Genomic DNA, 13,627 nt, shown 5'->3' on the forward strand with positions numbered 1-13,627 from the left:
GAACTGTGGAGTCGGCGTGGGAGCTGTGGGAAAGCTTCTGGGTGGCTGGCGTTCGGCGCGGCGCGGTACTCCGTCGGTTCGACGGCGAGCTCTTGACCACCCGCATTGCGTTCGACGACGGTGTCGGCGCGCCCCTCGCCTCGGAGTCTCGGATCTGGCTCTCAGGCAGCCGGGAGACGTGGAGCCGGCTCCGCTACCGCCAGGAGCCCGGAGGCCTGCATGCCGCCGCAGATCGCGTTGAGGCTGGCCTTGGGGTCGACACGCTGCCCGCGAGCGGAGATTACCTGCTGCTGTCCCGTCTGGCAGGCTCTGCCGAGCGGAGCGCGAGTTTTCTGCGCGTGGACGAGGCACAGCCCGAGCGTCCCGCGGCACCCGCCGAGATCCGGCGTCGACCGGCCGAGGACATCGACCTGCTCGAGGGCCGCACTGTGCTTGCGGAGCGGCTGGACGTCGTGGCAGGCGGGATGCGGGTTGCGATGCACTGGGCGCACCGCGGGGCGATCGTGCGCAGCTCGTGGGGCGGCGCGCTCCTATTCGGGTGCCGGGACGAGCCGGAGGCGCTAGCCGGGCTCAATCCGCGCATGGGCGAGTTCCTCCGCGAGGGCTTCGGCGAGTCCTGACCGAGGACCCCGCAACGGGCCGGACGGGACCCCGCAACGGGCCGGACGGGACCCCGCAACGGGCCGGACGGGACCCCGCAACGGGCCGGACGGGACCCCGCAACGGGCCGGACGGGACCCCGCAACGTTGTGGGGTCCCGTCCCTGAGCTTGTGGGGTCCCTGGTCACTCAGGAGCCGGCGTGGAACTTCCTTCCCGTCACACGCTCGGACGCCCCGACGCGGTCCAGGTACGGCGTGATCCCGCCCAGGTGCATGGGCCAGCCCGCGCCGAGGATCATGCACAGGTCGACGTCCTCCGGCCCCGCCACGACCCCCTCGGAGAGCAGCAGGCCGATCTCCTCGGCGAGCGCGTCCTCGCAGCGCGTGAGGACCTGCTCCGCGGTCGACGGCGCGTCGCCGAAGCTCAGGAGCTCGAGCGTTGCCGCGGGGATCTCGTGCCCACCGTCGGCGGTCGGGGCCCACAGGCCCTTGATGCCGGCGTCGATGAGCTTCTGCTGGTTGGCCGAGACGTGGAAGCGGTCGCCGAACGCCGAGTGCAGCGATTCGGCGACGTGCTGAGCGACCGGCAGCCCGACCATCGCCGCGAGCGTGAACGGCGTCATCGGCAGGCCCATCGGCTTGAGGGCGGTGTCGGCGACCTCGGCCGGCGTGCCCTCGTCGAACGTCGCCGTGACCTCACCCATGAGGCGGAGCAGGACACGGTTGACGACGAACGCGGCGGCGTCCTTGACGAGCACCGCCGTCTTCTTGAGCGACTTCGCGAGCACGAACGCCGTGGCGAGCACGGCCTCGTCCGTCTCGGGCGCGCGCACGACCTCGACGAGCGGCATGACCGCGACCGGGTTGAAGAAGTGGAACCCCACCACCCGCTCTGGGTGCTCGAGCCCCTCAGCCATCGCCGTGACCGAGAGGGATGACGTGTTGGTCGCGAGGATGCACTCGGGCGAGACGACGGCCTCGACTTCGGCGAACACCTGCTTCTTGACCGTGAGCTCCTCGAAGACCGCCTCGATGACGAAGTCCGCATCGGCGAACGCCGCCTTGGACACGGAGCCTGTCACGAGTGCCTTCGTCCGGTTCGCGGCGCCGGGTGAGAGGCGCCCCTTCGCGAGGAGCTTCTCGATCTCACCGTGGACGTACGCGACGCCCTTGTCCACGCGCGCCTCGTCGATGTCGGTCAGCACAACCGGCACCTTGAGCTGGCGCGCGAACACGAGCGCGAGCTGGCTCGCCATGAGGCCCGCCCCGACCACGCCGACCTTGGTCACGGGACGCGCGAGCTTCGCGTCCGGCGCGCCTGCCGGCCGCTTGCCGCGCCTCTGCACGAGGTCGAGGAACGCGTAGACCGTGTCGCGGAACTCCGGAGTCTGCATGAGGTACGTGAGCGCCTCGACCTCGAGCTCGGCAGATTCCTTCTGCGTCGCAAGCTTGCCGGCTTCGAACACGTCGAGCACCTTGCCGGGGGCGGGCGCGGCGTCGCCGGTCTTAGCGGCGACGAGGGCGCGCGCCGCCTTTGCCGCGGCATCCCAGCGCTCCGCGACAGCGGCGTCCGCGGAGGGATCGACGGCGTTCGGACGGCCGACGGCGGTGCGCCCCGAGAGCACGTTGCCCGCCCACGCGAGGGACTGCTCGAGGAAGTCGGCCGGCTCGAACAGGGCGTCCGCGATGCCGACCGAGAATGCCTCCTTGCCGCCGATCGTGCGGTTGTTGCTGAGCGGGTTCTCGATCATGATCTTGAGCGCCGCCTCGGGTCCCGTGAGTCGCGGGAGCCGGTACACGCCGCCCCAGCCGGGCACGAGACCAATGAACGCCTCGGGGAGGCCCAAGCCGTTCGCGCCGGTCGAGACCGTCCGGTACGTGCAGGCGAGGGCGATCTCGAGACCGCCGCCGAGCGCCACGCCGTTGATGAACGCGAACGTCGGAACGCCGAGGTCCGCGAGGAGGTCGTAGGCGGCATGGCCGAGCCGGGCCATCTGCGCCCCATGCTCGGGCTTGCGCAGCTGCTTCACGGTCGTCAGGTCGGCGCCCGCGACGAGGAAGTACGGCTTCCCGGTCACGGCCACGGCCTGGATCTCACCGGCCGCGGCGCGCTCGCGCAGTGCCTCGAGTGTGCGCCCGAGCTCGATGAGCGTGTTCGGCCCGAGCGTCGTGGGCTTCGAGTGGTCGAGCCCGTTGTCGAGCGTGAGGAGGGCAATCTTCAGAGAGGACCGGCCGCGCCCGCCGGCGGGCCCGGGAAGGACCACGTCCTTGACGAGCGAGTGGGTGACGATCTCGCTGGGGACCTCGGCGGCGAGGTCGGCAAACTGGTCGAAAGCAGAGGCGGTCACGTCACTCGCCCTTCCGGTAGTCGGGGTGGTTCGGGTTCTCCCAGATGACGGTGCCGCCCATGCCAAGCCCTATGCACATGGTCGTCATTCCGTAGCGGACGCTCGGATCCTCTGCGAACTGGCGGGCTAGCTGAGTCATGAGCCGCACGCCCGAGGATGCGAGGGGATGGCCTACGGCGATCGCCCCGCCGTAGCGGTTCACGCGCGGATCGTCGTCCGCGATCCCGAAATGGTCGAGGAAGCTCAGGACCTGGACGGCGAACGCCTCGTTGATCTCGAAGAGGCCGATGTCCTCAATCGAGAGGCCGGCCTTGGCGAGGGCCTTCTCCGTGGCGGGCACGGGCCCGATCCCCATGACTTCGGGCTCGACACCGGCGAAGGCGAACGCGACGAGCCGCATGCGGGGCGTGAGACCGAGCTCCTCGGCGGTCTCGGCGGACGCGAGGAGGCACGCCGTCGCACCGTCGTTGAGCCCGGCCGCGTTGCCGGCGGTGACCCGGCCGTGCGGGCGGAACGGGGTCCGCAGCGCTGCGAGGTCCTCCATCGTGGTGCCGGGCCGCGGCGGCTCGTCCGCCGTCGCGAGGCCGAAGCCCTCGCCCGGGCGGTGCGTCGAAACCGGGACGAGATCCGGCTGGATCCGGTCGGCGGCATACGCGGCCGCGAGCTTCGCCTGGGAGGCGACGGCGTAGCGGTCCGCGCGCTCCTTCGTGATGGCGGGGAAGCGGTCGTGGAGGTTCTCCGCAGTGTTGCCCATATTGAGGGCGGCGGGATCGACGAGACGTTCCGCGAGGAACCGCGGGTTCGGGTCCGTTCCCTGGCCCATGGGGTGGTTGCCCATGTGCTCGACGCCTCCGGCGATGACGACGTCGTACGCGCCGACGCCGATGCCGCTCGCCGTCGTCGTCACCGCGGTCATGGCACCCGCGCACATGCGGTCGATCGCGAAGCCGGGCACCGTTCGGGGGAGGCCCGCGAGGAGCGCGGCGCTGCGCCCGATCGTGAGGCCCTGTTCGCCGGTCTGGGTTGTCGCAGCGATGGACACCTCGTCGACGCGTTCGGCGGGCAGGGACGGGTTGCGGCGCAGCAGCTCGCGGATCGCCTTGACCACGAGGTCGTCGGCGCGCGTGCCGTGGTACATCCCCTTCTCGCCAGCCTTGCCGAAGGGGGTTCGAACGCCGTCGACGAAGACGACGTCCCGGATGTGCCTGCTCGGGGCCATGGGCAACTCCTGCCGGTGGTGGGTGTGCTGTGGGTGGGCGGGTCAAACACCGCGGGCGTGGCCGCCCTCACCCCCAATGTTACTGGTCAGTAACTTAGCCCGCAATGCCCATTGCGCCGCTGCCTCGCAGGCTCAGTGCTCGGCCGCCGCGCCCTTCTTCCGCACGGGAAGCGGCTCGGGGTGCTCGAACGCGTCGAGGACCGTGGTGAGCACGCGGTCGACCTGCCACTCGCGCGCTCCGAGCTCGCGCAGCGAGTCGGCGAGCGATTCAGCCGTGAGCTCGGCGGGCGGCCGCCACGCGACACGGCGCAGGTGATCCGGCGTCAGGAGGTTCTCGGTCGGCATCCCGAGCTCGTCGGCGAGGGCCGCGATGCGCGGCCTCACAGTGTGCAGCCTCGCCGCCGCGTCCGGGTCGCGATCCTCCCAGACGCGTGCGGGCGGCGGGGCGTTCGTCGGCAGGTGGAGTGGAGGCAGCTCGTCGTCGGGCAGGCTCCGCGCCGCCGCGATCGCCCGGAGCCAGCGCGGGGCCTCGCGCTGCGCCGCGCGCCCGTGGAAGCCCTTCGTCGCGATGAGCTGGGGCACCGTGGCTGGCATCGCGCGCGCGACGGCGACCACGGCCGAATCCGGGATGAGCTTGCCAGGGGCGATGTCCCGCTTCTGGGCGAGGGCGTCCCGTTCGGTCCATAGCTCGCGGACCGCGGCGAGCTGGCGGCGATTGCGGATCTGATGCACGCCCGATGTGCGGCGCCACGGATCCGGCTTCGGCTCCGGCAGCCCCGAGGCGAGGATCGAGCTGAACTCCTCCTCGGCGATCTCGAGCTTGCCCTGGGAGGCCAGGAGGTCGGCGAGCTCGTCGCGGAGCTCCACGAGCACCTCGACGTCGAGCGCCGCGTAGCGGAGCCACGGCTCCGGCAGCGGGCGCGTGGACCAATCCGCGGCCGAGTGCTCCTTCGCGAGCCCGAAGCCGAGAAGCTGCTCCACCACGGCGGCCAGGCCCACCCGGGGGAGCCCCGCGAGCCGAGCCGCGAGCTCGGTGTCGAAAAGGCGGTCCGGCCACATGCCGAGCTCCGCGAGGCACGGGAGGTCCTGGGTCGAGGCATGGAGAACCCATTCGACGCCGCGCAGCGCGTCGCCGAGCACGGAAAGGTCGTCGAACGGCTCGGGGTCGATGAGCCACGTCCCGGCTCCCTCGCGCCGGATCTGGACGAGGAACGCGCGTTGGCCGTACCGGAAGCCGGAGGCGCGCTCGGCATCAACGCCCGCGGGGCCGGCTCCGGCCGCAATCGCGCGGGCGGCCCGCTTGAGCCCCTCGGGCGTCTCGATCACCAGCGGGACCCCGTCGCGCGGGGCGTCGAGCTCGATGACCGCGGGCACGGGCTCGGCGAAGCCCTCGACATGAACGTGGGCGCTCCCGTCGTCGCTGCGGTCCGGGGTCGGTGTGGGGCTGGCTTCGATGCGGCCGGGCTCCGATCCGGCCTGAGCGGCGTCCTGTGACTGTGCGGTCATGATTCCCCGAGTCTACGCCGCGCCGCGTCAGTCTCGGCGGCGGGGGAGCGGCGCGACACCGTCCGGGAGGGGTGGGAGCCCCGCGAACGTGCAGACCATGTCTGCCCACGCCTCGAGGTGGGACCGCACCGCGGAGCTTGTCGGCGTCCACGACGCCCTGAGCTCGATGTCGATCGATTCGCGCCGCCCCGCGAGGGTTCCGAAGCTCTCGGACAGGACGCGCGTCGCCGTTCCGCCCGCTGCCGTGTAGCCAGCTCCGTGCTTCTCGAGGGCCTCCACGAGCCACGTCCACGCGACGGAGCCGAGGAGCGCGTCCTCGGCCATCTCAGGCTCAAGGCGCGCCCGGATGTACGTGACGATCCGGAACGTGCCCTGCCACACGGCTGGTGGCTCGGGGTCGTGCAGAAGGATGAACCGACCCGTGGCGAGCTCACCGGTGTCCGGAGCGGGGGCGGGGCGCGGCGTGCGGGGTCGCCCCGCCGAGTCGAGCACCTCTGCTTCAAGCGCGACGGCGTAGGGCGCGAGCCGGGCGGGTGCCGGGATCTCCTCGAGCCGCAACTCGGAGCGGCCGACGGCGGCACGCAGCGAGCGCAGTGCGCTCTGGAAGTCCGCAGGCAACTGGGCTAATGCGGTCACCATCTCAGCGTACGTCGAGGGGCCTCGGCCTGCCCGTCTGGCACGCCGAGGCCCCCACAGTCGACTGCTCAGCGGGCGAGTTCCTCGCGCACGGCGGCTGTGCTTCTCCTCGCCACCTAGCGGGCGAGTTCCTCGCGCACGGCGGCTGCAAACAGGTCTACATCCTGCTCAGTCGTATCAAACGAGCACATCCACCGCACTTCGCGGCGCTTCGCGTCCCAGTCGTAGAACCTGAAGCGATCGCGCACGCGATCCGCGACGCCCTCCGGCAGGATCGCAAACACGCCGTTGGCCTGCGTCTCCTGGGTGAGCTCGACGCCGTCGAGCCCCTCGACGCCAGCGCGCAGCCGGGCCGCCATCGCGTTCGAATGCGCGGCCGAGCGGAGCCACAGATCGTCCTCGAGGAGCGCGAGGAACTGGGCCGAGACGAAGCGCATCTTGGACGCGAGCTGCATGTCCATCTTGCGCAGGTACGCGAGGCCGTGCGCCGCCTCGGGGTCGAGCGCCACGACGCACTCGCCGAACAGCATGCCGTTCTTGGTCCCGCCGAAGGAGAGGATGTCCACGCCGGCGTCCCGAGTGAACGCCCGGACGGGCACGCCGAGCCCAGCGGCGGCGTTCGCGAGTCGGGCGCCGTCCATGTGCACCTTCATGCCGAGGGAGTGCGCGTGCGAGGTGATCTCGCGGAGCTCCTCGATTGAGTAGCGCGTGCCGAGCTCGGTCGTCTGGGTGAGCGAGACGGCGAGCGGCTGGGCGCGGTGCTCGTCGCCCCAGCCCCAGGCCTCGCGATCGATGAGTTCAGGGGTGAGCTTGCCGTCCTCCGTGGGAACGGCGAGGAGCTTGAGGCCGCCGACGCGCTCGGGGGCACCGTTCTCGTCGACGTTGATGTGCGCGGTGTGGGCGCAGACGATCGCGCCCCAGCGCGGCACGAGCGACTGGAGCGAGAGCACGTTCGCTCCCGTGCCGTTGAACACAGGGAAGGACTCGACGCCCTCGCCGAAGAGCCTCTCCATCTCGGCCTTGAGGCGCGCGGTGTAGTCGTCGTCGCCGTAGGACGTCTGGTGGCCGCCGTTCGCAGCCGCGAGCGCCGCGAGGACCTCGGGGTGGGCGCCCGAATAGTTGTCCGACGCGAAGCCGCGCCGGGCCGTGTCGTGGAGGGGCCATCCGGCCGGGGCGCTTGCGATGGCGGTGGGGGCAGGGTCGATCGAAGTCACTGTCACAGTATTGCGCACCGTTCTGTCGAAGATTTCAGGGGCGCCGTGGGGTCACGCCGTAAGGTCGAGCCTGGCGCCGTTGAGGGTCGCGGCGTCCTCGGCGAACAGCGCGACGACGCGCGCCGCGAGCTCGTCCACGTGCGTGTACCCGGGAAAGCGCCGCTCGGGTTGGGCCGTGCGCATCGCGTCGTCGAGGAGGGCCTTGACCGCGAGGACGACGGCGGCGCTTGCCTGAGGCACGGGAGCCTCCTTGCGCCCGGACTGGGCTGCCGAGAACCCCTCGGCCGCGGCCCGCGTCCACATCTCGGCAGCGGCCTTGGCCGCCGCGTAGTTCGCGATCCCGGCGGTCGGCCGGTCGAGCGTGGTCGACGTGACCATCGCGAAGCGCCCGCGCGGCGAGGCGAGGAGGTCGTCGAAGAAGGCGCGGCTCGTGTTGCGCAGCGTCGTGATCGCCGAGCGCGCGAGGAAGTCCCAGTCCTCGTCCGACTGTTCGGCGAGCGAGCCGCCGCCGCGCCATCCGCCCACGAGGTGGATCACGCCGTCGACCGCGCCGAACGTGCCGCGCAGCTCGGCGGCGAGCGCCTGGACCGCGGCGTAGTCGGCGAGGTCGCACGCGCGCTGGGGCACGCCGCCGTCGTTCGCTTCGCTGGACGGTGGGCCGAACGCCGCGGCGAGCCGCTCGGCGTTGCTGCCCACGGCGATCGCTGTGGCGCCCGCGGCGCGCAGGGCCCGGACCGTCGCGACGCCCGAGGCCGCGGTGGCCCCCGCGACCACGACGACCGCGCCCTCGGCGCTCGGGCTCACGCGGCGGTCCCGGGGAGGGCGCTCCGGCCCGTGATTCCAGCGGTGGACTCGATGACGTGGCGCATCTTCTTCTCCAAGGCCTCGTAGAACATGGACAGCGGGAACTCATCGTCGAGCACCTGGTCCGTCATCTCCCGCGGCGTCCCCGCGAGCGGGAGCGCCTCGGGGCCCTTGGCCCACACGGAGGCCGGGTTTGGCGTCACGGTGCCCGAGACGAGTTCGTACGCTGCGAGCCAGTGTGCCACCTTCGGGCGGTCGATGGAGCGCCAGTAGAGCTCGTCGATCGCATCGCCGAGCGCGCTCACGACCGCGGGGACCTCTGCCCAGTCGATCGTGAGCTTGGTGTCGGTCCAGTGCAGCACGCGGTGCTGGTGCATCCACGCGAACAGGAGCTGGCCGCCCAGGCCGTCGTAGTTGCGCACCCGGTTGCCCGTGATGGCGAAGCGGAAGATCCGGTCGAAGATGACGGCGTACTGAACGAGCTTCGCGTGGTGCCGGGTCTCCGGGTCCGCCGCCTCGTCGCGCTCGATCTTGACGGACTCGCGGAACGCCGTGAGGTCGCAGCGCAGCTCCTCGAGCGAGTACAGGAAGAACGGCATGCGCTGCTTGATCATGAACGGGTCGAACGGGAGATCGCCGCGCATGTGGGTGCGGTCGTGGATGAGGTCCCACATGACGAACGTCTCCTCGGCGAGCTTCTGGTCCGCGAGCAGCTCGGCGGCGTCGGCGGGCAGCTCGAGGTTCGTCACGCTCGCCGCGGCGTCGAGGACGCGGCGGAAGCGCGCGGCCTCGCGGTCGGCGAAGATGGCGCCCCACGTGAACTTCGGCACTTCGCGCATCGCGACCGTCTCGGGGAAGAGCACGGCCGAGTTCGTCGCGTAGCCGGGGGTGAAGTCGAGGAAGCGGATCGGCACGAAGAGCTTGTTGCTGTAGGCGCCGGCCTCGAGCTCGGCGACGAAGTCCGGCCACACGACCTCGACGAGGACGGCCTCGACGAGCCGGTCTCGGCTCCCGTTCTGCGTGTACATGGGGAAGACGACGAGATGCTGGCGGCCGTTCGCGCGGTCGAGCTGCGGCTGGAACGCGACGAGGGAGTCGAGGAAGTCCGGGACGCCGAAGCCCTGCCCGGCCCAGCGCCGGAAATCGGCGACGGCGAGGCGCAGGTACTCGGTGTCGTGCGGGAAGCGCGGTGCGAGGGCCTCGATGCTCGCCGTGATCTCCTGGATGAGCTCACCGGCCAGAGTGTGGTCCGAGGCTTCCGCGACGGAGCCGTCGTGGGCCTGAAGCGGCTGGAGGCGGATCGCCGCTTCCTTGAGGGCGAGCCACTGGGGATCCTGGGCGATGGCGCCGTGGGTGCGGTGGGCGGGTGAGGCTGCGCGGGTGGGGGAGACATCAGCAGCGTGAGCGATCGCAGTCACGGCCAACTCGCTTTCTCTCGGTTTCTCTCAGCAGGGAAGGCTGATACGAGAGTAGCCAAGAGGAAGGATATCTGCGCGTGAAATGCTCTTAGCACCAGAAAGTCTATTGCTTGCTGGCCGAAGAAACCGGCCGTGGCCCGCACTGGCGAGGCCTCGGCCGGTCCGGTTCAGCCGTGCGTCATTCCGCCTCGGGCACGAGTGTGAGGGAGATCGAGTTGATGCAGAAGCGCTGATCGGTCGGGGTCGCGTACCCCTCGCCCTCGAACACGTGCCCGAGGTGGGAGTTGCATGTCGCGCAGCGCACTTCGACGCGGTCCATCCCGAGGGTCCGGTCGTGCAGGTACACGACCGCATCGTCGGCGAGCGGCGCCCAGAACGAGGGCCAGCCGCAATGCGAATCGAACTTCTCGCGGCTCGTGAAGAGCTCGGCGCCGCACGCGCGGCACCGGTAGCTGCCCTTGGTGTGGGTGTCCCAGTACTCGCCCGTGTAGGCGCGCTCGGTGCCGGCCTCGCGGAGCACGTGGTACTCCTCGGGAGTGAGGCGGTCGCGCCATTCGGCGTCGGTACGGGCGGCGGGGTGGGGGAGAGAGGAGCGGCGGGGGAGAGAGGGGCCGTGGGGCAGAGGGGTGGGCTGTGCAGCATCCATGCCTAGGTCAACGATCAGGAGTCGCCGATGAATCCCGTGCCCGCGTACAGGTGCAGCACGGGGATCCCGATGCGGCGCTGGGCCTGATTGGCCCAGTCCGTGTGGAACGTGTCCTCGATGGCGTGGGGGAGCGTGACGACGATGGCCTGGGTCGCGCCGGAGGACGACGCGCGGTCGGCCAGCGCGACGACCGGGTCGCCTTCCACGAGGCCTCCCGTCGCTCCGCCGCCCACGCCGTCGAGCGCCGCGAGCGAGCCATCGAGGGCCGTCTGGGCGACGGCGCGCTGGGCCACGGGATCGCCCTCGCCGGCGAGACCCTCGAAGGCCTTGCCGAATTCGAGCATCGACAGGTGATCGAGGAAGTCCACCACGAGGCGGCGCTTGCGTCCCGCCGGGACGAGGATCTCGATGGGGGTGTCGTGCTCGACGAGCTCGGACACCGCGGTCCGCTCGGCGGGCCCAAGGGCGACTTCGGTCAGGATGAGGATCGGCGCCGTCATGGGATCAGACTAGCGGTCGCCCACCGAATCGCCCACAGGCCGCCCGCGCGTGGCCGCCGCGGGCGCAAGTGGTCCCGCGCGCCTCGGTCGCGGCAGCGCGCCGTCGTCCGCTCGGAGCTCGTGGACTTGCGACAATGGGGCCATGCCCCGCAAGCGATCCGAGTCCCAGTCCGCCCCCAGCGCCCCGCTTCCGCGCAGCGTTTGGGCCCTTCTGGGCGCCGGGGTGGGCCTCGGCGCCGCGTCTGCCGTGGCCGCCTCGAGCTCGGCGCTCGCCGCCTATTTCGCGCGGCGTATCGTGACGCCGGAGCGGGTCAAGAACGAGGATCAGGAGGTCCTCGCGGTTCAGGGCTCGGGCAGCGAACGGCGCGTGATCCTCCGCGCGACGCCAGAGACGGTGGTCGACGGCGAGTACAGCCTGTTCTTCGACCTGGGGGCGGGCCACGCGCGCCTTGGCCCGCTCGAGGACTACACGCCAGGGGACGGGACGGTGACGCGCCGAGTTGTCGCCGAGTACGCGGGCGACCTGCGGAAGGCGGTACGGGCGCGCTGGAGCGGCGTCGTCTTCGGCTCGCCGGCCGACCTCGACTGCGTGGCCGAGGACGTGGCGATCCAGACCGATCTAGGGCCAGCGCCCGCGTGGCTCGTGCGCCCCGAGAGCCCCGAGCGCGCTCGCACCTGGGCGATCATGGTCCATGGGCGCGGCGCGTCGCGCCTCGAATCGCTGCGGGGGCTCCTCCCCGCGCGGCGGCTCGGCCTGACGAGCCTCGTGATCTCCTACCGCAATGACGGAGACGCCCCCGCGACGCCCGACGGCCGCTACGGGCTCGGCATGACGGAGTGGCGCGACGTCGAGGAAGCCATCGCGTTCGCGCTCGCGAACGGGGCCGAGGACGTCGTGCTGTTCGGCTGGTCCATGGGCGGCGCGATCAGCCTCGCAGCCGCGGATCGGTCGAGCCTCCGGCAGTACATCCGCGCGCTCGTCCTCGACGCGCCCGTGGTCGATTGGGTCGACGTCCTCGCGCACCAGGCGCAGAAGAACCGCATCCCCGCCGGCGTGGGGCGGTTCGGCCAATTCCTGCTCGCGCATCCGTGGGGGCGCCGCATCACGGGCCTCGCCGCGCCGCTCGACTTCCGGGCGATGGATTGGGTCACTCGCGCCGTCGAGCTCCGCACGCCGACGCTCATCCTGCACAGCGTGGACGACGACTTCGTGCCGTTCGGTCCGTCCGCGCTTCTCGCGGGCCGCAATCCCGAGATGGTAACGCTTGAGACGTTCCGGAAGGCCCGGCACACCAAGGAATGGAACGTCGACCCAGAGCGCTGGGAGCAGACGATCGTGACGTGGCTCGGCGAGGTGCTCGCGCCGCGTCCGGGGCCGGGCCAGCAGGTTGAGCATCCGGCTGGGGATCTTGTCGGAGGCTCCGCGGAAGAAGACTCAAGGCCCGCGCAGGCGGGCGACTGACGCGCGCGTGAGGCGCACGAGGTCCGCGGGGGAGAGCTCGATGTCGAAGCCGCGCCGGCCGCCCGAGACGAGGATCGTCCTGTGCGCGAGCGCCGACTCGTCGATGGCGGTCGGGGAGGGCTGGCGCTGCCCCAGCGGGGAGATCCCGCCCAGGACGTAGCCCGTGCGTCGCACGGCGGCCGCTGGATCCGCCATCGAGGCCTTCTTCGCCCCAAACGCGGCGGCGGCCGCCTTGAGGTCCAGGCTCCCACTGACAGGCACGACGGCGACGCACAGTTTGCCGGCGACGTCCACCATGAGCGTCTTGAAGACGCGCTCGGGCTCGATGCCGAGAGCATCCGCGGCCTCGAGGCCGTAGCTCTGCGTGGACTGGTCGTGCTCGTAGGGGTGGGCCGTGTACGCGACACCGGCTGCGTCGAGCGCGGCCGTCGCCGGCGTGCCCGGGCCGTGCCCGCCTTTGGCTTTGCCTGTGGATCGCATCGCCACCTCGCGTTGGGGAAGCCTGTGCCGACGCATCCCGCCGAGGCGCAGCCTTGGGAGCCGCGCTCGTCGGGGTATGCCAGCCTTGACAGTGTCTGAGCCTCCACTACAGTGATGGCGAATTGCAATCACTTGGGGATGGAGCCTTCGATGGCCGTACGTGTCGACCTGAACATCTCGCTCGACGGATTCGCGACGACGGCGGATCAGACGCCGGAGAACCCGATGGGCGAGGACTGGTCCCGCCTCGTCTCCGCCTATGTCGCAACCCGCACCTTCCGCGAACGGGTCCTGCACGACGCCTCGGGGGAAGGCACGACCGGGGTGGACGACAAGTATGCGCAGGCGTACTTCGCGGAGGTCGGCGCGGAGATTATGGGTGCGGGGATGTTCGGCCTGCACAGCTTTCCGGACGATCCGGACTGGCGAGGCTGGTGGGGCGACGAGCCGCCGTTCCGGGCTCCGGTGTTCGTGCTCACGCACACCGCGCGGCCGTCGATCGAGATGGCGGGCGGCACGACGTTCCACTTCCTGTCCGCGACCCCGGAGGAGGCGCTCGATCGCGCTCTCGCCGCCGCTGACGGCAAGGACGTCCGCATCGGCGGCGGGGCTTCTGTGGTGCGCGACTTCCTCAAGGCCGGTCTCGTGGACCAGCTCCACGTCGCCATCACGCCCATCCTGCTCGGGCACGGCATCCGTCTCTGGGACGATCTGCGCGGCCTCGAGTCGGGCTACAGCGTCACCGCAGAGGCCGCCGAGAGCGGCATCACGCACGTGACTTTCCGGCGATGACG

13 protein-coding genes are annotated in these 13,627 nt (G+C 71.2%); 3 read left to right on the forward strand and 10 right to left on the reverse strand.

Features of this window, described 5'->3' with window-relative positions; all coding sequences use genetic code 11:
- Window positions 1-5 precede the first annotated feature (5 nt).
- On the forward strand, window positions 6-620 hold the full coding sequence (locus ACOKR1_RS09625; protein WP_422936419.1) for a hypothetical protein: 615 nt from the start codon (window positions 6-8) through the stop codon (window positions 618-620).
- Between the two features lie 168 nt (window positions 621-788).
- Here the strand turns inward: ACOKR1_RS09625 and ACOKR1_RS09630 are convergent, their stop codons facing one another.
- The 9 genes from ACOKR1_RS09630 to ACOKR1_RS09670 form a co-directional block, all read right to left on the reverse strand.
- Window positions 789-2,948, reverse strand: coding sequence for a 3-hydroxyacyl-CoA dehydrogenase NAD-binding domain-containing protein (locus ACOKR1_RS09630; protein WP_422936420.1), 2,160 nt, complete (start codon window positions 2,946-2,948; stop codon window positions 789-791).
- Window position 2,949: 1 nt separating this feature from the next.
- Window positions 2,950-4,167, reverse strand: a complete 1,218-nt coding sequence (locus tag ACOKR1_RS09635) for a thiolase family protein (protein ID WP_422936421.1) — start codon at window positions 4,165-4,167, stop codon at window positions 2,950-2,952.
- 132 nt (window positions 4,168-4,299) lie between these two features.
- On the reverse strand, window positions 4,300-5,673 hold the full coding sequence (locus ACOKR1_RS09640) for an HRDC domain-containing protein (protein ID WP_422936422.1): 1,374 nt from the start codon (window positions 5,671-5,673) through the stop codon (window positions 4,300-4,302).
- Window positions 5,674-5,700: 27 nt separating this feature from the next.
- Window positions 5,701-6,312 carry a DUF3000 domain-containing protein gene (locus ACOKR1_RS09645; RefSeq protein WP_422936423.1) on the reverse strand — a complete coding sequence of 204 codons (612 nt, stop codon included), beginning with the start codon at window positions 6,310-6,312 and terminating at the stop codon, window positions 5,701-5,703.
- Window positions 6,313-6,425: 113 nt separating this feature from the next.
- The gene (locus ACOKR1_RS09650; RefSeq protein WP_422936424.1) at window positions 6,426-7,523 is read right to left on the reverse strand and encodes a threonine aldolase family protein; all 1,098 of its coding nucleotides are present in this window, start codon (window positions 7,521-7,523) and stop codon (window positions 6,426-6,428) included.
- A gap of 51 nt (window positions 7,524-7,574) precedes the next feature.
- Window positions 7,575-8,327, reverse strand: coding sequence for an SDR family NAD(P)-dependent oxidoreductase (locus ACOKR1_RS09655; protein WP_422936425.1), 753 nt, complete (start codon window positions 8,325-8,327; stop codon window positions 7,575-7,577).
- The gene (locus ACOKR1_RS09660) at window positions 8,324-9,670 is read right to left on the reverse strand and encodes a DUF6421 family protein (RefSeq protein ID WP_422936596.1); all 1,347 of its coding nucleotides are present in this window, start codon (window positions 9,668-9,670) and stop codon (window positions 8,324-8,326) included. Before ACOKR1_RS09660 ends, ACOKR1_RS09655 begins: the two co-directional genes overlap by 4 nt.
- 253 nt (window positions 9,671-9,923) lie before the next feature.
- The gene (gene msrB, locus ACOKR1_RS09665) at window positions 9,924-10,391 is read right to left on the reverse strand and encodes a peptide-methionine (R)-S-oxide reductase MsrB (RefSeq protein WP_422936426.1); all 468 of its coding nucleotides are present in this window, start codon (window positions 10,389-10,391) and stop codon (window positions 9,924-9,926) included.
- A 14-nt stretch (window positions 10,392-10,405) separates the two neighbouring features.
- Entirely contained in the window at window positions 10,406-10,891 is a 486-nt protein-coding gene (locus ACOKR1_RS09670) for a hypothetical protein (protein WP_422936427.1), read from the reverse strand.
- 142 nt (window positions 10,892-11,033) lie between these two features.
- Here ACOKR1_RS09670 and ACOKR1_RS09675 point away from each other — a divergent pair, with 142 nt between their 5' ends.
- Window positions 11,034-12,353: an alpha/beta hydrolase family protein gene (locus ACOKR1_RS09675; protein ID WP_422936428.1), complete on the forward strand. Its 1,320-nt coding sequence runs from the start codon at window positions 11,034-11,036 to the stop codon at window positions 12,351-12,353.
- Here the strand turns inward: ACOKR1_RS09675 and ybaK are convergent.
- Window positions 12,327-12,833, reverse strand: a complete 507-nt coding sequence (gene ybaK / locus ACOKR1_RS09680; protein WP_422936429.1) for a Cys-tRNA(Pro) deacylase — start codon at window positions 12,831-12,833, stop codon at window positions 12,327-12,329. The two genes, ACOKR1_RS09675 and ybaK, sit on opposite strands and share 27 nt — an antisense overlap.
- 150 nt (window positions 12,834-12,983) lie before the next feature.
- Here ybaK and ACOKR1_RS09685 point away from each other — a divergent pair, with 150 nt between their 5' ends.
- Window positions 12,984-13,625, forward strand: a complete 642-nt coding sequence (locus ACOKR1_RS09685; RefSeq protein WP_422936430.1) for a dihydrofolate reductase family protein — start codon at window positions 12,984-12,986, stop codon at window positions 13,623-13,625.
- Window positions 13,626-13,627: the final 2 nt, after the last annotated feature.

Source organism: Sinomonas sp. P47F7 (assembly GCF_049332655.1).
In the GTDB taxonomy this organism is placed as follows: Bacteria; Actinomycetota; Actinomycetes; order Actinomycetales; family Micrococcaceae; genus Sinomonas.

Bases quoted from the DNA above. Each gene is read 5' to 3' on its own strand.
- ACOKR1_RS09635 (WP_422936421.1), bottom strand. From the start codon at position 4,167: ATGGCCCCGAGCAGGCACATCCGGGACGTCGTCTTCGTCGACGGCGTT.
- ACOKR1_RS09675 (WP_422936428.1), top strand. From the start codon at position 11,034: ATGCCCCGCAAGCGATCCGAGTCCCAGTCCGCCCCCAGCGCCCCGCTT.
- ACOKR1_RS09685 (WP_422936430.1), top strand. From the start codon at position 12,984: ATGGCCGTACGTGTCGACCTGAACATCTCGCTCGACGGATTCGCGACG.
- ACOKR1_RS09670 (WP_422936427.1), bottom strand. From the start codon at position 10,891: ATGACGGCGCCGATCCTCATCCTGACCGAAGTCGCCCTTGGGCCCGCC.
- ybaK (WP_422936429.1), bottom strand. From the start codon at position 12,833: ATGCGATCCACAGGCAAAGCCAAAGGCGGGCACGGCCCGGGCACGCCG.
- ACOKR1_RS09645 (WP_422936423.1), bottom strand. From the start codon at position 6,312: ATGGTGACCGCATTAGCCCAGTTGCCTGCGGACTTCCAGAGCGCACTG.
- msrB (WP_422936426.1), bottom strand. From the start codon at position 10,391: ATGGATGCTGCACAGCCCACCCCTCTGCCCCACGGCCCCTCTCTCCCC.
- ACOKR1_RS09640 (WP_422936422.1), bottom strand. From the start codon at position 5,673: ATGACCGCACAGTCACAGGACGCCGCTCAGGCCGGATCGGAGCCCGGC.